Origin of the sequence: Falsirhodobacter sp. 20TX0035, assembly GCF_028307215.1 — a bacterium.
GTDB lineage: Bacteria > Pseudomonadota > Alphaproteobacteria > Rhodobacterales > Rhodobacteraceae > Falsirhodobacter.
The window spans coordinates 772,367-792,867 of the sequence record NZ_JAQMHV010000001.1 but is presented as its reverse complement, the minus strand read 5'-3'; the positions used below and the strand labels follow the sequence as shown (position 1 = coordinate 792,867).

Annotated in this window: 22 protein-coding genes and 1 tRNA gene; 9 read left to right on the top strand and 14 right to left on the bottom strand. The window is 68.1% G+C overall.

Annotated features, from left to right (window positions below; all coding sequences use genetic code 11):
• The first annotated feature begins 11 nt into the window (after positions 1-11).
• From thiB to PIJ50_RS04000, 3 genes are read left to right on the top strand one after another with little or no spacing between them, the layout of a single operon-like run.
• On the top strand, positions 12-977 hold the full coding sequence (gene thiB / locus PIJ50_RS04010) for a thiamine ABC transporter substrate binding subunit (RefSeq protein WP_271972884.1): 966 nt from the start codon (positions 12-14) through the stop codon (positions 975-977).
• Entirely contained in the window at positions 953-2,461 is a 1,509-nt protein-coding gene (locus PIJ50_RS04005; RefSeq protein ID WP_271972882.1) for a thiamine/thiamine pyrophosphate ABC transporter permease ThiP, read from the top strand. Before thiB ends, PIJ50_RS04005 begins: the two co-directional genes overlap by 25 nt.
• On the top strand, positions 2,451-3,134 hold the full coding sequence (locus PIJ50_RS04000) for a thiamine ABC transporter ATP-binding protein (protein ID WP_442900705.1): 684 nt from the start codon (positions 2,451-2,453) through the stop codon (positions 3,132-3,134). Before PIJ50_RS04005 ends, PIJ50_RS04000 begins: the two co-directional genes overlap by 11 nt.
• Here PIJ50_RS04000 and PIJ50_RS03995 read toward each other — a convergent pair.
• From PIJ50_RS03995 to PIJ50_RS03960, 8 genes are all read right to left on the bottom strand, one after another.
• Positions 3,122-3,748, bottom strand: coding sequence for a cytochrome c1 (locus tag PIJ50_RS03995; RefSeq protein WP_271972880.1), 627 nt, complete (start codon positions 3,746-3,748; stop codon positions 3,122-3,124). The two genes, PIJ50_RS04000 and PIJ50_RS03995, sit on opposite strands and share 13 nt — an antisense overlap.
• A complete protein-coding gene (locus tag PIJ50_RS03990; protein ID WP_271972878.1) occupies positions 3,745-5,010 on the bottom strand; it encodes a cytochrome b in 1,266 nt (421 codons plus the stop codon). Before PIJ50_RS03990 ends, PIJ50_RS03995 begins: the two co-directional genes overlap by 4 nt.
• Positions 5,007-5,579: a ubiquinol-cytochrome c reductase iron-sulfur subunit gene (petA, locus tag PIJ50_RS03985; RefSeq protein WP_271972877.1), complete on the bottom strand. Its 573-nt coding sequence runs from the start codon at positions 5,577-5,579 to the stop codon at positions 5,007-5,009. The genes PIJ50_RS03990 and petA overlap by 4 nt, the downstream gene beginning before the upstream one ends.
• Before the next feature lie 63 nt (positions 5,580-5,642).
• Positions 5,643-6,380, bottom strand: coding sequence for a TerC family protein (locus PIJ50_RS03980; RefSeq protein WP_271972875.1), 738 nt, complete (start codon positions 6,378-6,380; stop codon positions 5,643-5,645).
• Between the two features lie 78 nt (positions 6,381-6,458).
• A complete protein-coding gene (locus PIJ50_RS03975; protein ID WP_271972874.1) occupies positions 6,459-6,752 on the bottom strand; it encodes a hypothetical protein in 294 nt (97 codons plus the stop codon).
• A gap of 21 nt (positions 6,753-6,773) precedes the next feature.
• Positions 6,774-7,676 (bottom strand): lysylphosphatidylglycerol synthase transmembrane domain-containing protein, encoded by a 903-nt coding sequence (locus PIJ50_RS03970; protein ID WP_271972872.1) that lies wholly within the window; start codon positions 7,674-7,676, stop codon positions 6,774-6,776.
• Between the two features lie 154 nt (positions 7,677-7,830).
• Entirely contained in the window at positions 7,831-7,956 is a 126-nt protein-coding gene (gene ykgO, locus PIJ50_RS03965) for a type B 50S ribosomal protein L36 (RefSeq protein ID WP_045388515.1), read from the bottom strand.
• Positions 7,957-8,027: 71 nt separating this feature from the next.
• A tRNA-Val gene (locus PIJ50_RS03960) sits at positions 8,028-8,102 on the bottom strand.
• Positions 8,103-8,224: 122 nt separating this feature from the next.
• Here PIJ50_RS03960 and PIJ50_RS03955 point away from each other — a divergent pair.
• A complete protein-coding gene (locus PIJ50_RS03955) occupies positions 8,225-9,070 on the top strand; it encodes an N-formylglutamate amidohydrolase (protein ID WP_271972869.1) in 846 nt (281 codons plus the stop codon).
• Here the strand turns inward: PIJ50_RS03955 and PIJ50_RS03950 are convergent, their stop codons facing one another.
• The 6 genes from PIJ50_RS03950 to PIJ50_RS03925 form a co-directional block, all read right to left on the bottom strand.
• Positions 9,071-10,324 carry a DNA polymerase IV gene (locus tag PIJ50_RS03950; protein ID WP_271972868.1) on the bottom strand — a complete coding sequence of 418 codons (1,254 nt, stop codon included), beginning with the start codon at positions 10,322-10,324 and terminating at the stop codon, positions 9,071-9,073.
• A 15-nt stretch (positions 10,325-10,339) separates the two neighbouring features.
• The gene (locus PIJ50_RS03945) at positions 10,340-11,227 is read right to left on the bottom strand and encodes a DMT family transporter (protein ID WP_271972866.1); all 888 of its coding nucleotides are present in this window, start codon (positions 11,225-11,227) and stop codon (positions 10,340-10,342) included.
• Positions 11,228-11,288: 61 nt separating this feature from the next.
• Positions 11,289-11,579, bottom strand: coding sequence for an HU family DNA-binding protein (locus PIJ50_RS03940; RefSeq protein WP_271972865.1), 291 nt, complete (start codon positions 11,577-11,579; stop codon positions 11,289-11,291).
• Positions 11,580-11,691: 112 nt separating this feature from the next.
• Positions 11,692-13,152, bottom strand: coding sequence for an AMP nucleosidase (locus PIJ50_RS03935; protein WP_271972863.1), 1,461 nt, complete (start codon positions 13,150-13,152; stop codon positions 11,692-11,694).
• A gap of 208 nt (positions 13,153-13,360) precedes the next feature.
• Complete coding sequence (gene treZ, locus PIJ50_RS03930) at positions 13,361-15,052, bottom strand: malto-oligosyltrehalose trehalohydrolase (RefSeq protein ID WP_271972862.1); 1,692 nt, start codon at positions 15,050-15,052, stop codon at positions 13,361-13,363.
• 54 nt (positions 15,053-15,106) lie between these two features.
• Positions 15,107-15,904 carry an SDR family oxidoreductase gene (locus tag PIJ50_RS03925; protein WP_271972860.1) on the bottom strand — a complete coding sequence of 266 codons (798 nt, stop codon included), beginning with the start codon at positions 15,902-15,904 and terminating at the stop codon, positions 15,107-15,109.
• A gap of 117 nt (positions 15,905-16,021) precedes the next feature.
• Here PIJ50_RS03925 and otsB point away from each other — a divergent pair, with 117 nt between their 5' ends.
• The 5 genes from otsB to PIJ50_RS03900 all read left to right on the top strand — a co-directional run bounded on the left by otsB (position 16,022) and on the right by PIJ50_RS03900 (position 20,493).
• Positions 16,022-16,768 carry a trehalose-phosphatase gene (gene otsB / locus PIJ50_RS03920; protein ID WP_271972859.1) on the top strand — a complete coding sequence of 249 codons (747 nt, stop codon included), beginning with the start codon at positions 16,022-16,024 and terminating at the stop codon, positions 16,766-16,768.
• Positions 16,756-18,171: an alpha,alpha-trehalose-phosphate synthase (UDP-forming) gene (gene otsA, locus PIJ50_RS03915; protein WP_271972857.1), complete on the top strand. Its 1,416-nt coding sequence runs from the start codon at positions 16,756-16,758 to the stop codon at positions 18,169-18,171. Before otsB ends, otsA begins: the two co-directional genes overlap by 13 nt.
• Positions 18,168-18,602 carry a type II 3-dehydroquinate dehydratase gene (gene aroQ, locus PIJ50_RS03910; protein ID WP_271972855.1) on the top strand — a complete coding sequence of 145 codons (435 nt, stop codon included), beginning with the start codon at positions 18,168-18,170 and terminating at the stop codon, positions 18,600-18,602. Before otsA ends, aroQ begins: the two co-directional genes overlap by 4 nt.
• A 159-nt stretch (positions 18,603-18,761) precedes the next feature.
• Positions 18,762-19,286, top strand: coding sequence for a TetR/AcrR family transcriptional regulator (locus tag PIJ50_RS03905; protein ID WP_271972853.1), 525 nt, complete (start codon positions 18,762-18,764; stop codon positions 19,284-19,286).
• A 31-nt stretch (positions 19,287-19,317) separates the two neighbouring features.
• On the top strand, positions 19,318-20,493 hold the full coding sequence (locus PIJ50_RS03900; protein WP_271972851.1) for an efflux RND transporter periplasmic adaptor subunit: 1,176 nt from the start codon (positions 19,318-19,320) through the stop codon (positions 20,491-20,493).
• Positions 20,494-20,501 lie beyond the last annotated feature (8 nt).

Genomic DNA, 20,501 nt, shown 5'->3' with positions numbered 1-20,501 from the left:
TCGGAGGAACCATGCGCCTTCTGCTTCTGACCGCCTTCCTGCCCGCTGCGGCCTTCGCCCAGACGCCCACGCTGCAGGTCATGACCTATGACAGCTTTGTCGGCGAATGGGGCCCCGGCCCGCGGATCGAACAGGCGTTCGAGGCGGAATGCGCCTGCAACCTCGTCTTCACCGCCCCCGGCGACGCGGCCGCCATGCTGGCCCGGCTGAAGCTGGAAGGCGCGCGCGGCCGCACCGACGTCGTCGTGGGCCTGGACGCCAACCTTCTGGCCGAGGCGCAGGCCACGGACCTGTTCGTCCCGCACGGAACGGTGCCGGCGGTCGACCTGCCGGTGGACTGGACCGACACCACCTTCCTGCCCTTCGACTGGGGCTGGTTCGGCTTCGTGATGAACGCGGACATGCCCCAGCCCCACAGCTTTCAGGAACTAGCGGATTCGGACCTGAAGGTGGTGATCCAGGATCCCCGATCCTCCACCCCCGGTCTTGGACTGGTGATGTGGATGAAGGCCGCCCATGGCGACGGGGCGGGCACGCTGTGGGAGGGGCTGGCCGACAACATCCTGACCGTCACCCCCGGCTGGTCCGAGGCCTACGGCCTTTTCACGGCCGGCGAGGCCGACGCGGTGCTGAGCTACACCACCTCCCCCGCCTATCACCTGCTGGAGGAAGGGGACAGCGGCAAGGTCGCCCCCATCTTCCGCGAAGGCCACTACCTTCAGGTGGAGGTGGCGGCACGTCTGGCCGCCTCCGCCCAGCCCGAACTTGCGGACCGGTTCCTGGCCTTCCTGCTGTCGGACAACGCGCAACGCACCATCGCCACCACCAACTGGATGTATCCCGCCCGCGACGTGCCCCTGCCCGAAGCCTTCGCCGGCCTTCCCCGCCCCGACAAGACGCTGTTCCTGCCGCCCGCCGACGCCGCGGCCGCACGGGACGCTGCGATCGCCGAATGGCAGGCCGCGCTGTCCCGCTGACGGTCGGTCTGGCCGTCCTTCTTCTGACGTTCGGGCCGCTGGCGATGGTGGCGGCGCACGCACAGGGCGGTTGGGGTGCCGACGGACCTGCGCTGCGCTTCACCGTGCTGCAGGCGGCGCTGTCGGCTGTGATTTCGGTCGCGCTGGCGGTGCCGGTGGCGCGCGCTCTGGCGCGGCGGCACTTTCGCGGCCGCGGCGCGCTGATCGCGCTTCTGGGCGCGCCGTTCCTGCTGCCGGTGATCGTGGCGGTGCTGGGGCTGCTGGCCGTCTTCGGCCGTGCGGGGCTGGTCAACCAGGCGCTGGGCACCGTGGGCCTGTCGATCCCGATCTACGGCCTGCACGGCGTCGTTCTGGCGCATGTCTTCCTGAACATGCCGCTGGCGGTCCGCCTGATCCTGCAGGGCTGGCAGGCCATCCCGGCGGAACGGATGCGTCTGGCCCTGTCCCTCGGCCTTGGGCCCCGCGACATCGCCCGCCATCTGGAACGCCCGATGCTGAAGGCGGTGCTGCCCGGCACACTGGCCGTAATCTTCGCCATCTGCCTGACCAGCTTTGCCGTCGCGCTGACGCTGGGGGGCGGCCCCCGCGCCACGACGGTGGAGCTTGCGATCTACCAGTCCCTGCGCTTCCAGTTCGACCTTGGCCGCGCGGCAAGCCTGGCCGCGCTGCAATTCCTTCTCTGCGCCGCCGCCGTGCTGCTGGCGGGGCGGTTCGCGGCCCCGTCCGGCTTCGGGCGCGGGCTGGACCGGGTGATCCCCTTCGCGCCGGCCGGCTGGCGTCGTTCGGCGGATGCAGCGGTCCTGACGCTGGCCACGCTGTTTCTGGCCGTGCCATTGGCCATGGTGGCGTGGCGCGGGCTGGCGGGGCTGGGGGATCTGCCGCCGTCCGTCTGGGGGGCGGCGGCGCGGTCGGTGGGCCTTGCCTTGGGAGCCACCGCGTTGACGCTGGGGGCGGCGCTGACGCTCGCCCTGTCGCCGGCGCGCTGGGCGGGGGTGGTGGCCACGCTGCCGCTGGCCGCATCCTCCCTCGTAATGGGAACCGGGCTGTTCCTCGCGCTCTGGCCCCTTCTTCCGCCTGAACGCGTGGCCCTTCCGGTCACGCTGGTGGTGAACGCGACCCTTGCCTTGCCCTTCGCCTTCCGCATCCTGCATCCCGCGGCGCAGACGTTGCGGCAGGATTACGGCCGACTGGCGGACTCGCTTGGCCTGCGCGGGATGGCGCGGTTGCGCTGGCTGGTCCTGCCCCGGCTGCGCGCGCCCCTTGGGTTTGCAGCGGGGGTGTCGGCTGCCTTGTCGATGGGCGATCTAGGGGTGATCGCCCTGTTCGCCGCGCCCGACGGGCCGACCCTGCCGCTTCTGGTCCAGCAACTCATGGGCGCCTACCGGATGGAACAGGCGGCGGGGGCCGCGCTGCTGCTGGTGGTCCTGTCCTTCGCCCTGTTCTTCATCTTCGACTGGGGAGGGCGCCGTGGCTCTGACCTTTGACGCGGCGGCGATCCGTCTGGACGATTTTCGACTGACGGCGGACTGGCAGACAGAGGCGGGCGAACGCATCGCCCTGATCGGGCCCTCGGGCGCAGGGAAGTCCACCCTGCTGATGGCGCTGGCGGGTTTCGTGCCGCTGGCCTCGGGGGCGATCCGCTGGAACGGGCGAGACCTGACGGCTCTGTCCCCGGCGGAACGCCCGGTGGCCACGCTGTTTCAGGAACAGAACCTGTTCCCGCACCTGACCGTGGCCCAGAACCTGGGCCTTGGCCTGTCCCCCCGCCTGCGGCTGGACAAGGCCCAGTCCGCCCGCCTTACCAAGGTGCTGGAGCGGGTGGGTCTGGCGGGCCTCGAAGGCCGCCGCCCCGCGCAGCTGTCGGGCGGGCAGCAGGGACGCGCGGCGCTGGCCCGCGCCCTGCTGCAGGACCGGCCCATCCTGACGCTGGACGAACCCTTTGCCGCGCTGGGGCCGAAGCTGAAGGCCGACATGCTGGATCTGGTGGCCGAGGTGACGGCCGGCATCACCGTCCTGATGGTCACGCATGATCCGGCCGACGCGCGCCGCTTCGCCCCCCGCACCGTCGTCGTGGCGGAGGGCGTGGCCCATCCCCCCGCCCCGACGCAAGCCCTGCTGGACGATCCGCCGCCCGCCTTGCGCGATTATCTGGGCTGACGCCGCCAGATCTCCCGGTTCGTCAGGTACAAAAGGCCCGCCAGAGCCAGAAGAAGGCCCACGGCCACGAAACCCGCCCGCTTGCGCGCCACCAGCTTCGGTTCCGCCGCCCACATCAGGAAGGCGGAGACGTCTTGCGACATCCGCTCCACCGTCGCTTCGGACCCGTCGCGGTAGGTCACCATCCCGTCCACCAGCGGCGGGGGCATGGCGATGGGTCCAGAGGCGCGGTTGCCGTAAAGCCCGTCCACCTCGGTCCCGTCATAGCCGGTCAGGACGTCGTGGACGAACCGCGGCCCCCCGTCCTGCGCCTTGGCGATCAGGCTCAGATCCGGCGCCTCGGGCAGGGCGGAGGCGGGAAAGCGGTCGGGCGGGGCAAGGCCCAGCAGCTCGGCATAGGCGCGCACCTGATCCGGGGGCAGCGCCGGGCCATCCGCGTCGCCCAAGGTGCGGATCGCCACCTGCCGCAGCCCGTGACAGGCCGAACACACCTCGGTATAGACCTGAAGGCCGCGTTGCAGCTGCGCCGGGTCATAGGTGCCGAAGGGCCCGTCGAAGCTGAAGGCCGCCGCCGGACCGGCCATCAGCGCCCACAGGGCCAACCCCCGGATCATTCGGCCGCCTCGATCGTGGAGGGCAAGGGCTCCGTCCGGTCGAACCGGGGCAAGAGGGGGAGGGCGATCAGGAATATGAAGAACCAGACTGCCGTGCCCCCCAGCGACAGCGCCGCGACCAAGGGCGTGGCGGGCTGCGCCCCGCACCACATCAGCAGCAGGAAATCCGCGACCAGCAGGGCGAACACCGCCCGGAACCACGGCCGATACCGCCCCGACCGGATGGGCGAGCGGTCCAGCCAGGGCAGCGCCAGAAGCACCGCCATGGCGCCGAACATCGCCACCGCCCCCAGCAGCGTCGCATCCACCTGTCCGACCGTGACGAAGGACACCGCCTGCACCAGCCACAGATCGGCCGTGAAGGCACGCAGGATGGCGTAGAAGGGCAGGAAGTACCATTCAGGCTGGATGTGGTCCGGCGTGACCAGCGGGTTTGCGGGCACGTAATTTTCGGCATGGCCCAGAAGGTTGGGGGCAAAGGCCGTCAGCGCAAAGAACGCCGTCAGAACCACGGCCAGCGCCAACAGGTCCTTGATCACGAAATAGGGCCAGAAGGGCAGCGTGTCGCGGGCAAAGCCTTCCTCGTCCCGCCGCGGCTCCACCCCCGAGGGGTTGCTGTTGCCGGTGCTGTGGAACGACCAGATGTGCAGAAGCGACAACGCCACCGCCACGAAGGGCAGCATGAAATGCAGCACGAAGAACCGGTTCAGCGTGGCGTTGCCCACCGATGGCCCGCCCAGGATCCAGGCGTGCAGGCTGTCGCCGATCCACGGCACCGCCGCGAACAGGCCGGTGATGACGGTGGCGGCCCAATAGCTCATCTGCCCCCAGGGCAGGACATACCCGGTGAAGGCCGTGGTCATCAGCAGGACGAACATGGTCATCCCGATCAGCCACGTCACCTCGCGCGGGGCCTTGTGGCTGCCATAGAAGATGCCGCGTCCGATGTGCAGATAGATGGCGAAGAAGAACAGCGAGGCGCCGTTCGCGTGCAGATAGCGCAGGAAGAAGCCGCCGTTCACGTCGCGCATGATGCGCTCCACACTGTCGAAGGCAAGATCGACCTGCGGCGTGTAGTGCATGGCCAGGACAAAGCCCGTCACCACCTGAAGCAGAAGGCAGAACAGCAGCACCATGCCCCAGACCCACATCCAGTTCAGGTTGCGGGGCGTGGGGGCCGTCATCGTCTTGTGGATGACCGCGGGCAGCGGGAGGCGCGCGTTCAGCCAGCGCGCGGCCCGGGTGCGGGGGACATAGCTCATCCCTCCGTCCCCAGCCGAAGGGTGGTGGCATCGACGAATTCGGCTACGGGGATGTGCAGGTTTTCGGTCGCGGGGCCGCGGCGGATGCGGCCGGCGGTGTCGTAGTGGGATCCATGGCACGGGCAGAACCAGCCGCCGAAATCCCCCGCCTCGTCCCCTAGGGGCACGCAGCCCAGATGGGTGCACACGCCCAGCATCACCAGCCATTCCCCGGCTGGGTCCAGACTACGATGGGCGTCGGTGGCGGCGGCGTCGGGGGGAAGATTGGCGTTTTCGGCCACCGGGTCGGGCAGGTCGGACAGGGGAACGGCGCGGGCGGCGGCGATTTCGGCGGCCGTGCGGCGGCGGATGAAGACGGGCTTGCCCTGCCACTGCACGGTGATCTGCTGGCCGGGTTCCACCCCCGACACGTCCACGGTGACCGAGGACAGGGCGCGGGTGTCGGCCGCCGGGTTCGCCTGGTCAATCAGGGGCAGAACCGCGGCCCCCGTGGCCACGCAGCCCGCACAGCCCGTCGCATAGAACAGGAACTCGCGGCGGCTGCCGCCGGTGTCATCCGTCTCGGCCAAGGGGAAACCTTCGGTTCAGATCCGGCCTTCAGCCATAGCCAAAGGCCGGAACGGGGTCCAGCGTCAGTGGACCGCCTTTTTCGCGCGGCGGCGGCGGGCCACCATGTTCAGCACCTCCACCAGCGCCGAGAAGCCCATTGCGGCGTAGATGTAGCCCTTGGGCACGTGGAAGCCCAAGCCTTCGGCGATGAGCGTCGTGCCGATCATCATCAGGAAGGACAGCGCCAGCATCACGATCGTGGGGTTGTGCTCGATGAAGCGGGCCAGCGGGTTGGCGGCCAGAAGCATCACCGTCACCGCCACCAGAACCGCGATCACCATGACCGGCACATGCGGGGTCATGCCCACGGCCGTGATGATGCTGTCGATGGAGAAGACGAGGTCCAGCAACAGGATCTGCACGATGGCGCTGCCGAAGGTCATCCCGGCGGTGCCCACCATGGTGTCCTTGTGATCGACCGGGTCCATCGAATGGTGGATCTCCTTCGTGGCCTTCCACACCAGGAACAGGCCGCCCCCGATCAGAATCATGTCCTTCCACGAAATCTCGTTGCCCAGCACCGTGAAGACCGGCTGGGTCAGCTGCACGATCCACGACACGGTGGCCAGAAGCCCCAGACGCAGGATCAGTGCCAGGCCGATACCGATGCGGCGGGCCTTTTCGCGGTGCTGCTCGGGCAGCTTGTTGGTCAGGATCGAGATGAAGAGGAGGTTGTCGATGCCAAGCACCACCTCCATCACGATGAGGGTGGCCAACGCGACCCAGACGGTCGGGTCAGCGAAGATGGCAAAGAAGTCCACGCAAAAGCTCCTGCATAGTGGTGTTCACGGGAATGTGGGGGTGAAGCCCTCTCACGGCGCTGTGACGGGGTGTCGCAGCTACAGCCGGCGGATCCGCACCCGGGCCATCAGCCCGGCGTCCACTTCGACCCCGCCGCCGTTCCAGCGCAGGGTGCGGCGCAGGCGGGCGGTGGCGTTGGTCTGGCGCACCCCGTCCACGCCCCGGTCCAGCGGACGATGCAGGGCCAGACCCTCGCCCAGATCCTCGAACGCATCCTCGGCCCGCTGGTCGGTGCGGCCGTCAGACAGGCCGTTGCGCACGGCCCAGACGGCCGCGGCCAAGATGCCGGAGCGCAGGGCGAAGACGGCGATGGGACGAAGCGGAACGGGCATGGGCACCTCCAGACCCTCACGCTACGACGCGGAGGAATCGCTGGCAAGCGTGCGCGGGCGCCGCAGCAGGAATGCGCCGGGAATCGCCGAGATCAGGACAATGGCGCCATAGGCCACGGACGTGGCCACCGCCGCCTGCGGGTTCACCCCCGCCACCGGCAAAAACAGCACCGCCGCCCCTTCGCGAAAGCCCCACCCCGCGACCGAGGCGGGGATGAGCATGGCCGACAGCACCACCGGCACCAGCGCGGCGGCGGCGAAGGGGTTCAGCTCGGCCCCGATCGCCTCGGCGCAGAAGGCGAAGGCGAAGATGTTGCAGGCGGCGATCAGCAGCCCCAGCGCGCTTTGCCGCACCCAAATGCTGAGGATGCCGGTGCGGATCGCCTCGCGCATGCCCTGGGGCAGAAGGGCGAAGGTGATCGGCAGCGCCACGGCGATGGCCACGCCGATCCCGAAAGGGGTGGCCCCGATGCGCCACGGCACGTCCCCGTGCATCATCGCCAGCGTCAGCCCCACCACCATGATCGCCAGCATCCCGACCTGCCCGCTGATGCGTTCGATCGCGACGCTGGTGCCCGAGGTCTTCATGCTGTCGCCCTTCACGCGCACCGCGCGGGCCACGTCGCCCGCCACGGCGCCCGGCACCGTCTGGTTCACGAACTGCGCCATGTAGTATTCGCGCACCGCAATGGGCATGGGCAGCGCCTGCCCCAGCCGCACGGCCGTCATCCGCCAGCGCCACGCGCACATCACCGTCTGAAGGTTCACGATGACCAGCGCCGCCGCCAGCCAGCCCATGTTGGCCGACCGCAGCTGGCGCGCGACCTGTTCGCCGTCGGCAAAGATCCACAAGGCCGCCAGGATCGCCAGCGGCAGGACCACGCGCAAGGCGCGCCAGACGAAGGCGTTCCGGTTGAACCTCACGCGGGGGATCTCCTTCTGGCGTCGGGCTGGGTGGATGTGCGGCGGCGCGGGGCGCTTGTCCATGCCCGCCTGCCGCACATAGCGGACATTCGCGCATGAAAAAGGCCGCTGGGACGGTTCCCGGCGGCCTTTTGCGAATTCCGTTGGGCGGATCTTAACCCTGACGGGCCTTGAAGCGCTTCTGCGTCTTGTTGATCACATAGACGCGGCCCTTGCGGCGCACGACCTGGCAGTCGCGGTGGCGCAGCTTGAGCGAGCGGAGCGAGTTCGCAACCTTCATCTCTCTTCTCCCATTCAGCGGCGCGCGTGCGCCTTGAAACAAAACATGCCCCCGAAGGGGCGGTGATACGATGGTGGGCGGTACTGGGATCGAACCAGTGGCCACTACGATGTCAACGTAGTGCTCTACCGCTGAGCTAACCGCCCACGCTGCCGCAGCGTTTCCGCCTTGGTGTGGCGGGTCTATAAAGAGAGTCGCGGGCGGGTTCAAGGGGTTTTGGCATTTTCGCGATCCGTCATATATCTGGCCCTGAAGGAGCGTGCCGCGCATGACCGACGCCTATCGCCTGCATCTGCCCCGGACCCCCGACACGGGAACGGTGTTCTCGTCGCCCCACAGCGGGGCCGACTATCCCCGGGCCTTTCTGGCAAGGGCGCGGCTGGACGCCCACGCGATCCGGTCATCCGAGGACGCCTTCATCGACGAGGTGTTCGCCAGCGCCCCGCAGCATGGGGCCCCCCTGCTGGCGGCCCGCGTGCCCCGCGCCTTTCTGGACCTGAACCGGGCCGCCGACGAACTGGATCCTGCCGTGATCGAGGGGCTGGTGCGCGCGCCCCACAACCCGCGCGTGGCCTCGGGCCTAGGGGTGATTCCCCGGGTGGTGGCCCAGGGGCGCCCGATCTATTCCGGGAAGATGAGCCGGACGGAAGCGGAATCGCGGATCGCGACGCACTGGACGCCCTATCACGCCCGCCTGCAGACCCTGCTTCAGGACGCGCGGCAACATTCGGACCGCGTCCTGCTGATCGACTGCCATTCCATGCCACACGAGGCGCTGTCGAATCGCGGCCCCCACCCCGAGGTGGTTCTGGGCGATCGTTTTGGCGCCGCCTGCGGCCGCGACGTCATGGACCGGGTGGAGGCGGCCTTTCGGGGCACCGGCCTGCGCGTCAGCCGCAACGCCCCCTTTGCGGGCGCCTACATCACGCAGGCCTATGGCCGCCCGTCCCGCCAGCAGCACGCCGTGCAGGTGGAGATCGACCGCAGTCTCTATATGGACGAGGCGCGGATCGAGAAGCGGCCCGACTTCGCCGCCTTCGTGGCTCTGATGGAAGGGGTGGTGGCCACCCTGTGCGACATCGGGCGGCACCGGCAGGCACTCGCCGCCGAATGATCAGCGCAGCGCCCGGCCCTTGATGATGGCGTCCGCGCCGAAGCGGGCGCGGATGGCGTCGGTGGCGGCCTCGGCCTTGCGGCGGCGGGCAAGGTCGGGTTCCAGAAGGTCGTTGGACAGGTCCGCCCGTTCCCCCGGGCACAGATCCGCCAGACCGATGCCGATCAGACGCACCGGCCCCACCGGCTGCGCCGCGTCCAGCAGGCGACGGCCTTCGACATGGATGCGGTCCGCCATCTGCGTGGCGTCCGACAGCGCGTGCCGACGGGAGAGGAGGGAGAAGTCCGACCGCTTCAGCTTCAGCACCACCGTCCGCCCGGCCAGCCCCTTCGCCTTGGCCCGGTCGGCCACCTGAACGGCCAGCCGCCACAGATGGCCGTCCAGCACGTCCGGATCAGAGGTATCGTCGTTGAACGTCGTTTCCTTGGAAATCGACTTCACTGCGCGTTCGGCCGCCACGGGGCGCGTGTCCTCCCCCCGCGCCAGCCGCCACAGCCGGTCGCCGGTGGAGCCGAAGCGCGCCGACAGATCCCGCCGGTCCCAGCGCAGAAGGTCGCGGATGGTGCGGATGCCCGCCGCCTCCAGCGCGGCCTGCGTGGCGGTGCCCACGCCCCAGATGATGCGGACGTGCTGGCGGGACAGGAAATCCGCCGTCTCGGCCTGCCCGATCACGGAAAAGCCGCGCGGCTTGTCGAGGTCGGAGGCGATCTTTGCCAGGAACTTGTTGTGCGACAACCCGACGGAACCGGAAACGCCCAGCTCCTCCTCCATCCGCCGCACAAGGCGCGCCATCAGGACCGCCGGAGGCGCGCCGTGCAGGCGGGCGGTGCCGGTCAGGTCTAGAAACGCCTCATCGAGCGACAGGGGCTCGATCGCGGGGGTCAGGTCGGCCATCATGGCGCGGATGGCGCGGCTGACCTCGGCATAGACCTCGAACCGGGGTTTCACGACCACCGCTTCGGGGCACAGCTTCAGCGCCTGGAACATCGGCATAGCCGACCGCACGCCTGAGATGCGGGCGATGTAGCAGCAGGTGGCGACCACGCCCCGGGTGCCGCCGCCCACGATCACGGGCTTGTCGCGCAGGTCCGGGTTGTCGCGCTTTTCCACGCTGGCATAGAAGGCGTCGCAATCCATGTGCGCGATGGACAAACGGTCCAGTTCGGGATGGGCCAGCACGCGGGGGCTGCGGCACGCGTGACAGCGCGTGCCGGCATCGAACAGGGTCAAACAGGCGCGGCACAGGGTGGACATGATGCCGTCACTCTATCACGTTCCCGGCTTGTTCTCAATCTCGCGCGCCTTGGAAATCTGCACGGCCAGAATGCCGCCGGCCACGATGATGGCACCCAGGATGTCCCAGCGGCCCACGGGTTCCCCCAGCAGCGCCGCGGCGATCAGCACGCCGAAGAACGGGTTCAGGAAGTGGAAGGTGGAGGCGCGCACCGCCCCGATCCGGCCCACCAGCCCGAACCAGACCCACGTCGCCCCCAAGCCGGACACCAGCGTGGTGTAAAGGAACGCCCAGACCAGCCGCGGGGTGAGGTTGATGCGCCACGGCTCCGCCACCACGGCGATGGTGCCGAGGATCGCGGCCCCCACCAGCATCTGAAGGCCCACGACCATCAGCAGGTTGCCCTTGCCGGACGCGCCCCTCACCGTCAGCGCGGCGAAGGCCAGCGCCACCACCGCGATCAGGCACAGCGCGACGCCCGAAGGATCGGCCCCGCCCGACAGACGGCTGCCCATGATGACCGCGACGCCCACGACGCCGGCCACCAGCCCCGCGACTCCAAGCGGCCGCACCCGGTCCCCGAAGATCATCCAGCCCGCCAGCGCCACCACCAGCGGCATGGCCGAGGCGATGATGGAGGCGAGGCTCGCCTCGATCCACTGCATGGCGACGAAGTTGCAGCCCAGATAGATGACGTTCTGGAACAGGCCAAACAGCACCGTTCCGCGCCACTGCGCCCGCGTCAGGCGCGCCGTCTGGCCCAGCGCGGCGGCGATGGCCACGCCGATCACCCCCGCCACCAGAAAGCGCAGCGCCAGCGCATGCAGGGGCGGCGCGTCGATCACGATCATCCGCCCGGTGGTGAAGGCCGAGGACCACATCAGCGCAAAGCCGATCCCCATCGCGAGCGAGCGCCAGTCCATGCCAGTTTTCCCATGCAAAAAGGGGCCGCCCGAAGGCAGCCCCTGTGTCCGTTCGACCGGATCAGCCGTTGACGCTGTCTTTCAGCGCCTTGGCGATCGTGACCTTGACCTGCTTGTCGGCGGGCTTCGTCATCGTCTCGCCCGTGGCGGGGTTGCGGACCTGACGCTCCGGACGCTCGCGGCAGACGACCTTGCCGATGCCGGGGATGGTCACGGCGCCGCCGGCGGCGACTTCGCGCGTCACGATCGCGGCGATGGCGTCCAGCGCGGCCGTCGCCGTTTTCTTGTCTCCGCCCATCTCCTCGGCCAGCGTGGCAACCAGTTGCGTCTTGGTCATCGGTTTGTTGGACATCAGCTGTCTCCTGTTCGGTTATTTCGTATGCCCGTGAAGGGCGCCTGAGCCGCTACACCCTTTTTTTCCTCGCGTGGCAAGCCCCCGCGGGACGAAAAGAAAGGGAGCCGCCCTACAAGAAGGCAGTTTCGTCGAAACTGCGCAATTTCCTGCTGTGTATCCGCTCGATCGGCATGTCGCGCAGCTTCTCCATCGCGCGGATGCCGATCATCAGGTGCCGCGACACCTGCGTGCGGTAGAAGTCGGACGCCATGCCGGGCAGCTTCAACTCGCCGTGCAGGGGCTTGTCGGACACGCACAGCAACGTGCCGTAGGGCACGCGGAAGCGGAAGCCGTTGGCCGCGATCGTGGCGCTTTCCATGTCCAGCGCGATGGCGCGCGACAGGGACAGGCGGTGCACGGGGCCCGACTGGTCGCGCAGTTCCCAGTTGCGGTTGTCGATGGTGGCCACGGTGCCGGTGCGCATGATGCGCTTCAGCTCGTACCCTTCCAGCTGGGTGATTTCCTCCACCGCTTCCTCCAGCGAGGTCTGGATCTCGGCCAGCGCGGGGATCGGCACCCAGACGGGCAGATCGGCGTCCAGAACGTGATCCTCGCGCAGATAGGCATGGGCCAGGACGAAGTCGCCCAGGTTCTGGTTGTTGCGCAGACCGGCGCAGTGGCCCACCATCAGCCAGGCGTGCGGCCGCAGCACGGCGATGTGGTCCGTGGCGGTCTTGGCGTTGGACGGGCCGACGCCGATGTTGACCAGCGTGATCCCCTGCCCGTCCGCCCGCTTCAGGTGATAGGCTGGCATCTGCGGCAAGCGCGCCAAGGGGGCGATGGGCTGGTCGGGGGACGTGATCTCCTGATTGCCCGGGGCGACGAAGGACGTGTAGCCGCCTTCGGCCAGCATCCGGCGGCCATAGGCCTCGAACTCGTCCACATAGAACTGGTAGTTGGTGAACAGCACGTGGTTCTGGAAATGCGACGGATTCGTGGCCGTGTAATGGGCCAGCCGGGCCAGCGAATAATCGACGCGCTGGGCGGTGAAGGGCGCCAGAGGCGCCTCGCCCGTCGACAGGCGGCGGGCGCCGTTCACGATGTCGTCGCTGGTGGTGTTCAGGTCCGGCACGTCGAACACGTCGCGCAGGGCGAAATGCAGGACGCCTTCCTGCGGGATCAGCACCGACGGGCTGCCCGCCAAGGCGAAGTGCAGCGGCATCGGCGTGGTGGAGGTGCCGATCTGCACGGGCACGCCGTGGTTCTGGATCAGCAGCTCGATCTGCTGGATCAGGTAGTTCTCGAACAGGTCGGGGCGGGTGATCGTGGCCACATAGGTCCCAGGTTCGGCCACGTAGCCGAAGGACAGGCGGCTGTCCACGCGGGTGTAGCTGGTCGTGGTCAGCCGCACCTCGGGGTAGAAGGCGCGGATGCGGCCCGTGGGGGCGCGACCGCCCAGCATGTCGGCAAAGCCCCGCGCCAGATATTCCGTCGCCATGTCGTAAAGATGGCGCAGATGGGCCACGGCCTCGGCCGCATTCATGAAATGCGCCGGGGCGGGGGGTGTGGGAGTGCGGATCGTTTCGTGCATCATGCGTCCTTTTTTCGGAAGGATTAGGCATGCTCTGCAACAAATAAGCAACCGCCCGCAGGAGAGGGAACATCCTGCGGGCGGTCTGGGGACAAGCCTGCCGCGTAAACATGACTTGCGATGGGGACGCAAACCGCTGCGGGCTTCATGGGGACAACATCAGAAACCCGAATGCGTTCCCAACATTTTCATCACGGTTCTGTGAACCTCAGATGTCAAGGAAGCAGGCCAGACGATAGGCCCCCTTCTCGATCCGCCAGTCGCCACCCGCGGGGAACGGTGCACCGCCCTCGCCCAGATCCAGCGCAATCCGCAAGGACCCGGCGGCGAAGGGCCATTCGGCCACGAGGGATTTCGGCCCCGTCCGGGTGATCACAGGATCGCCGGCGCGTCCGGACTTCATCAGCGGCACGATCCGCTCCTGGCGGAAGGACAGAAGATCCCGCGTCAGGGCCCGCCACTCCTTTATCTGTGCCGGATCGCCCCTGTAGGGGCGGCAGGCCTCGTAGGTGTCCACGGACATGGGGTCCGGGAACTCCTTCACGCCGGGGAACTCCTCCAGCCGGCCCTTGCGGGTGGCTTCGGCCAGATCGCCGGAAAAGTCGGCGAAGAACTGGAAGGGCACGGTCTCGCCCGCCTCCTCGCCCATGAAGATCAGCGGGATGAAGGGGCCCAGCAGCAGCAGGGCGTGCGCGACCTTTACCGCGTCCGGATCGGCCAGCGCCAGAAGGCGTTCGCCCTTGGCCCGGTTGCCGGTCTGGTCGTGGTTCTGGTTGAAGTTGACAAAGGCGTGCCACGGCAGGTGGCAGGACCGTTCGCCGCGTCCGGTCTTCTGCGGCGGGCGGGGTTGGCCTTGTTCGACGTAACCGCATTCCAGCGACAGGCACAGATCCTCGAACGGTGCCGGGCCGAAGCTGGCGTAGTAGTCGTAGGTCTCGCCCGTCAGCAGGACGTGGATGCAATGGTGGTAGTCGTCGTTCCACTCGCCGTCATAGAGCCCGGCCTCGGGATCGTGCAGGCGAGTAATGTTGCGGTTGTCCTCGGTCGTCAGGTGGATGGGACGGTCGAACCCGCCTTCGCGGATGGCGCGGGCCAGCTCTTCCAGGAACTCCGGCTCGATCTTGTCGCGTATCTGGTCCACGGCATCGAAGCGGAAGCCGTCCAGATGGTACTCGCGCAGCCAGTGCAGCGCGTTGCCGATGAAGAAGCGGCGGACGGCCGGTTCGTCAAAGGCGATGGCCGCGCCCCAGGGCGTCTTGATCTCCGGATCGAAGAAGGACGGGGCCACCTGCCCGATCCACGCGCCGTCTGGTCCGAAGTGGTTGTAGACGACATCGAGGATCACGCTGATCCCGGACTTGTGCGCCGCGTCCACGAAGTTCCGGAAGTCGGCCGGAGAGCCGTAGGCCGGATGCGGCGCCCAGGGCAACACGCCGTCATAGCCCCAGCCGCGCGAACCGGGGAACTGGCCCACGGGCATCACCTCGATCACGGTCACGCCCAGCGCGGCCAGATCGGGAAGGGCGGCGGCGGCCGAGGTGAAGGTGCCTTCGGGGGTGAACAGTCCGATATGCATCTCGAAGATGACGGACTCTTCCCACGGGCGCCCGTCCCATGGGGCGAAGTGGTGGGACGGGTCGACCAGAATGGAATCGGCGTGCACATCCCCCGCCTGGGCGCGCGAGGCGGGATCGGGAATGGAATGCTCCCCCACCTTCAGCCGGTAGGTGTCGCCGGTCTTGGCCTCCAGTTCCGCCCGGTGCCAGCCATCGGCCTCGGTCGTCATTGGATGGGCAGTGCCGTTCAGTTCCACGGCCACCTCGGCCGCGTCGGGGGACCAGAGCGCAAAGCTCCACCGCCCCGGTGCCACCTGTTCCGCACCCCATTCATATTGCCGCATGCCTGTCTCCGCTTGAACCCGAGGAACAAGTGCGGTCGGCGCGGATGGTTCCCGTCAGCCGTTGACGGGAATGCCGCCGTTCGGGTGCAGGACCTGCCCCGTGATGTAGCTGGAATCCTCGCAGGCCAGAAACAGGAAGGAGGGCGCCACCTCGTTCGGTTGGCCTGGGCGTTTCATGGGCACGTCCTGGCCAAAGTTCGCCACGTCTTCCTCGGGCATCGTCTCGCCGATCAGGGGGGTCCAGATCGGGCCCGGGGCCACGCCGTTCACACGGATGCCCTTGTCGGCGAGACTCGCGGCCAGCGCGCGCAGGAAGCCCAGTTCGGCCCCCTTGGTCGCGGAATAGTCGATCAGGTACTTGTGCCCCCGATAGGCGTTGACCGAGGTGGTGAAGATCAGCGCCGCCCCTTCGGTCATCTTCTCCAGCGCGGCCTGTGCCAGCCACATGTAGCCGAAGACGTTGGTGGCAAAGATCGTGTGGATCCAGTCCGGATCCACCTTGGTGAAATCAGGCTGGGACTTCTGGATGCCGGCATTGGCCACCAGCACGTTCAGCCGCCCGAAATGGTCCACGGTCTGCCGGATGGCGGCAAAGCAGTTGTCGCGGTCCGTGGCGTCCAGTTGCAGCAGCAGCACCTCCGCCCCCTCGGCGCGGATCTCGGCGGCGGCCTCCTCGCCCTCGGCCTCGTCCTTGTGCCAGGTCACCACGACCTTGGCGCCTTCGGCGGCGTAAAGCCGCGCCACCGCCCGCCCGATCCCGGAGGAGGACCCGGACACGAAACAGACCTTGTCCTTCAACCGGCCGGAACCGGCGAAGCGGGGCGAAAAGTCGGCGGGGGCGTCGCGATCCATCGGGACCTCCTTGAACATGTCGGGGCCACAGCGCCTGAGGGGGCCCGCTTGTTCCACGGTGGATTTCCCCGGCCTGCGGGCCAGATACCCGTTCGACAGCAACAAACCCATGAGCCGATGACCGATCCCCTTGCCCCCCTTCTTGAAGATCCCGGCGCCTTTGCGCTGTTTCTGGACATCGACGGCTGCCTGATCGACCTGGCCCCGACGCCGGAAGGCATCACGGTGCCGGACGGGCTGCCGGACACGCTGGCCCGCCTGTCGGACCGCCTTGGCGGCGCGCTGGCGCTGGTGACGGGCCGCAAGCTGGAATGGGTGGACGCGACCTTCGGGCGGACCTTCCCGCTGGCGGGGCTGCACGGCTTCCAGCGCCGCCGCGCCGACGGCCGGGTGCGGGAGGTGACGGTGCCGCCGGGGCTGGACCGGGTGCGCGCGCAAGTGGCCCCCTTTGCCGACATCCCCGGCCTCGTGGTGGAGGACAAGGGCCTTGCCATCGGCCTGCACTACCGTCAGGCGCCCGAGCGAATGGAGGAAGTCAAGGCCACCATGACCGCCATCGCCGCCGGAATCGGCCCGGAATGGGAGCTTCAGTTCGGCAAGGGCGTGGTCGAACTGCGCCCCGCCGGGGCCACCAAGGGCGGGGCGGTCACGGCGTTTCTGAACGAGGCGCCCTTTGCCGGCCGCCGTCCCGTCACCATCGGCGACGACGTCACGGACGAGACGATGTTCCCCGTCGCGAACAACCGCGGCGGCCTGTCCATCCGGATCGCCGATCCGTCCGAACCCACCGCCGCCCGGGCGCATCTGCCCTCGCCCGCCGCGCTGCGCGCCAGCCTTGAAAGGATCGCCCAATGGGACGCATGATCGTCGTATCGAACCGTGTGCCGCTGCCCGACAAGGATGGCGTCATGCCGGCGGGCGGGCTTGCGGTGGCCGTGAACGCGGCCCTGCAGGAAAGCGGCGGCATCTGGTTCGGCTGGTCCGGTGAATCCGTGGGCGAGGGGGAGCCCGGCCCCGTCACCCACCGCCAGCATGGTGCCATCGATTTCGCGCTGACCGACCTGTCGGACAAGGACAAGGACGAATACTACAGCGGGTTTGCGAACCGCGTGCTGTGGCCCTTGTTCCACTGCCGGATCGACCTCGCGGAATATTCCCGGCGCGACAAGGACGGCTATTTCCGCGTGAACCGCATGTTCGCGGACCGGCTGATGCCGCTGATCGAATCCGACGACATCATCTGGGTGCACGACTATCACCTGATCCCGCTGGCCGAGGAATTGCGCCGCCGCGGCGTGACCAACCGCATCGGGTTCTTCCTGCACATCCCGTGGCCCCCGGCGGACATCCTGTTCGCGGCCCCCATCCACGACCAGATCATGAAGGGCCTGTCGGCCTATGACCTCGTGGGCTTCCAGACGGATCACGATCTGGACAACTACATCTCCTGCCTGATCCGCGAAGGCGTGGGCGGGCGGGCCGAGGGCAGCGTGGCCGACGATCCGTCCCACGCGGTCCTGACCGCCTATGGCCGCACCTTCCACGCGCGCACCTTCGGCATCGGGATCGAAACGCAGGCCTTCGCCGATCTTGCGGCCGCCTCCACCTCGGCCGAGGCGGTGCAGGAGCTGCGCCGGTCCATGAACGGGCGCGACCTGATCATCGGCGTGGACCGGCTGGACTATTCCAAGGGCATCCCCCAGCGCATCCTCGCGTTCGAACAATTCCTGGAGATGAACGCCGACCGCGCGGGCAATGTCACCCTGCTGCAGATCGCGCCCTCCTCGCGCTCGGACGTGCCGGAATACCGCGACATGCGGGCCGAGGTGGAATCGCTGGCGGGCCATGTGAACGGCGTCATGGGCCGGATCGACTGGACGCCCATCCGCTACATCAACCAGTCGGTGGACCGGGAATCACTGGCGGGCCTGTACCGCGAGGCGCGGGTGGGGCTGGTCACCCCGCTGCGCGACGGGATGAACCTGGTGGCCAAGGAATACGTGGCGGCCCAGAACCCCGACGATCCGGGCGTGCTGGTCCTGTCGCGGTTCGCCGGTGCCGCGCGCGAGTTGAAGGGCGCCGTCCTGTGCAACCCCTATGACAGCGAGCAGACGGCCCGCGCCATCGAATGGGCCCTGTCCATGACGCTGGAGGAACGGCGCGGCCGCTGGCGCGACATGATGAACTATCTGCTGGAACATGACATCCAGTCGTGGTGCAAATCCTATCTGGACGCCTTGGCCGAAACGGAGCCCAGAACCTCATGACCATCTACATCCTCAACGGTCCGAACCTGAACCTTCTGGGCCAGCGCCAGCCCGAAATCTACGGCCACGAAACGCTGGCCGACGTGGAGGCGCGCTGCGAAACGGAGGCGCGCGACTTGGGGCTGGAGATTCGGTTCCTTCAGTCCAACCACGAAGGGCAGCTGGTCGACTGGATCCACGAGGCGCGGATGGCGGCGCAGGGCATCATCATCAACGCCGGCGCCTACACCCACACCTCCGTCGCGATCCTGGACGCGCTGAAGGCGTTCGACGGCCCGGTGATCGAACTGCACATTTCCAACGTGCACGCGCGCGAATCCTTCCGGCATCATTCCTATATCAGCGCCCGGGCGGATGGTGTGATGGCCGGCTTCGGCACCCAAGGCTATGAACTGGCCCTGCAACGCCTGCACCGGCTGCTGGCGGCCTGAAAGGGCTGCGACCAAAGCGCCCGATGCGGGATTTCGGAACGATTGCATTGAAATCGGGTTGACCCGCCGCCCTGCGCCCCATATCCGAACGATTGGATGGCTATTCCGGGGCGGAACACGGATTTGGGACGCAAGCGCACAATCGACCGTAACGTGACCATGGACGCGATCGAAGCGGTCGTGCGCGAACATGGCGTGGCGGGCCTTTCGATCGAGGCCGTGGCCCGCGCGGCCGGGATCAGCAAGTCCAGCGTCGTCTACGACTTCAGCTCCAAGAACGCGTTGCTGGCGGCTTTTGTGCGCAAGCGGCTGGATCAGAAGCACGTCGATCTGGAAGCGGCGGCCGAAGGGCATGAAGGCCAGCCGGACGCGTTTTTGAAGGGCATGCTGGGCCATTGCGCCCAATCCCCTTCGGACGAGGATATCTCCTGCGCCATGGCGATCACCGCCAGCTTTGCCGACGACAACACCTGTCGCGAACTGATGGCGACCGCGTTCCGGGAAGATCTGGAACGCGTCGTGTCGGAAGCGTCCGATCCCGCCCGCGCCCGTCTGGTCTGGGCCGCGCTCCACGGCGTCATGGCCCTGGAATATCTTGGTTTTCACCATTTCCCGCCGGACGAACGCCGGCAACTTCTGGCGGACATCGCCTCCCTGCTGTCCGCCCCTCTACCCTCAACCTGACCTCCTCCCCTTTTTCGACAGGTTCCTTCCCATGAAACGTCTTTGCATCGCCGTTCTGGCCGCACTGATCCCCGTTCAGGCCGCACTGGCCCAGGCGCAGGGGGGCGGTGAGATGCCGCCCACCCCCGTCTCGTTCGTGCAGGTCCAGCCCGAGGCCCTTCCGGTCATCAACGACCTTCCCGGACGCATCTCCGCCACCCGCATCGCCGAGGTGCGCCCCCGCGTGGGCGGCATCGTGGTGGAGCGCGTGTTCGAGCAGGGCAGCCTCGTGAACGCGGGCGACGTGCTGTATCGTCTCGATCCCGCGCAGTACCGTGTTCAGGTCGCCAGCGCCGAAGGCACGCTGGCCCGCGCCCAGGCGGCCCAGAAGAACGCCCAGTCCGAGGCGACCCGCCAGCAGGAACTGCGCGAGCGCAACGCTTCCTCCGGCTCCACCTACGACACCGCGGTCAGCGCGCTGGCGCAGGCGGACGCCGATATCGCCATCGCTCAGGCGCAGTTGCAGCAGGCCCAGCTGGATCTGGACTACACCGAGGTTCGGGCCCCGATCACCGGCGTGATCGGCCGCGCGACGATCACGGAAGGCGCGCTTGTTGCGGCCCAGACCGATGTGCTGGCCACGATCCAGCAGCTGGACCCGATCTATGCCGACTTCACGCAGTCCACCTCGCAGGTGCTGGCGCTGCGCCGTCAGATGGCGGAAGGCCAGCTTGCCGCCGCCGCGCCGGGCGAGGCGAAGGTGTCCATCTTCTACGACGACGGCACGCGTTATGAACATCCGGGCAAGCTGCTCTTCTCCGAAGCGACGGTGGACGAAACGACGGGCCAGGTGACCCTACGCGCCGAGGTGCCCAACCCCGAAGGCTATCTCCTGCCCGGCCTGTACGTCCGCGTGCAGATCGAACAGGCCGTCCGCAACGACGCGCTGGCCGTGCCGCAGATGGCGGTGCAGCGCGCGCAGGACGGATCCACCAGCGTCTTCGTGATCGGCGAGGACAACAGCGTGCAGCCCCGCCCCGTGACCCTCGGCTCCGTCATCGACGGGCGCTGGGTGGTGAACGAGGGCCTGAACCCGGGCGACCGCGTGGTGGTGGCCGGGGCGCAGAAGCTTCAGCCGGGAATGGCCGTCCAGCCCGAACCCTGGCAGCCGAACGCCGATCCCAACGCCCAGGGCGATACCGCCCAGGGTGAGCAACCGGCCAACTGAGGCGGCCC

Coding starts and splice junctions, on each gene's coding strand:
- otsA (WP_271972857.1), top strand. CDS start 16,756: ATGGGACGCATGATCGTCGTATCGAACCGTGTGCCGCTGCCCGACAAG.
- ykgO (WP_045388515.1), bottom strand. CDS start 7,956: ATGAAGGTTGCGAACTCGCTCCGCTCGCTCAAGCTGCGCCACCGCGAC.
- PIJ50_RS04005 (WP_271972882.1), top strand. CDS start 953: ATGGCAGGCCGCGCTGTCCCGCTGACGGTCGGTCTGGCCGTCCTTCTT.
- PIJ50_RS03905 (WP_271972853.1), top strand. CDS start 18,762: ATGGACGCGATCGAAGCGGTCGTGCGCGAACATGGCGTGGCGGGCCTT.
- PIJ50_RS03925 (WP_271972860.1), bottom strand. CDS start 15,904: ATGGATCGCGACGCCCCCGCCGACTTTTCGCCCCGCTTCGCCGGTTCC.
- PIJ50_RS03995 (WP_271972880.1), bottom strand. CDS start 3,748: ATGATCCGGGGGTTGGCCCTGTGGGCGCTGATGGCCGGTCCGGCGGCG.
- PIJ50_RS03940 (WP_271972865.1), bottom strand. CDS start 11,579: ATGTCCAACAAACCGATGACCAAGACGCAACTGGTTGCCACGCTGGCC.
- PIJ50_RS03900 (WP_271972851.1), top strand. CDS start 19,318: ATGAAACGTCTTTGCATCGCCGTTCTGGCCGCACTGATCCCCGTTCAG.
- PIJ50_RS03955 (WP_271972869.1), top strand. CDS start 8,225: ATGACCGACGCCTATCGCCTGCATCTGCCCCGGACCCCCGACACGGGA.
- PIJ50_RS03975 (WP_271972874.1), bottom strand. CDS start 6,752: ATGCCCGTTCCGCTTCGTCCCATCGCCGTCTTCGCCCTGCGCTCCGGC.
- treZ (WP_271972862.1), bottom strand. CDS start 15,052: ATGCGGCAATATGAATGGGGTGCGGAACAGGTGGCACCGGGGCGGTGG.
- PIJ50_RS03950 (WP_271972868.1), bottom strand. CDS start 10,324: ATGTCCACCCTGTGCCGCGCCTGTTTGACCCTGTTCGATGCCGGCACG.
- PIJ50_RS03945 (WP_271972866.1), bottom strand. CDS start 11,227: ATGGACTGGCGCTCGCTCGCGATGGGGATCGGCTTTGCGCTGATGTGG.
- PIJ50_RS03935 (WP_271972863.1), bottom strand. CDS start 13,152: ATGCACGAAACGATCCGCACTCCCACACCCCCCGCCCCGGCGCATTTC.
- thiB (WP_271972884.1), top strand. CDS start 12: ATGCGCCTTCTGCTTCTGACCGCCTTCCTGCCCGCTGCGGCCTTCGCC.
- PIJ50_RS03990 (WP_271972878.1), bottom strand. CDS start 5,010: ATGAGCTATGTCCCCCGCACCCGGGCCGCGCGCTGGCTGAACGCGCGC.
- otsB (WP_271972859.1), top strand. CDS start 16,022: ATGACCGATCCCCTTGCCCCCCTTCTTGAAGATCCCGGCGCCTTTGCG.
- aroQ (WP_271972855.1), top strand. CDS start 18,168: ATGACCATCTACATCCTCAACGGTCCGAACCTGAACCTTCTGGGCCAG.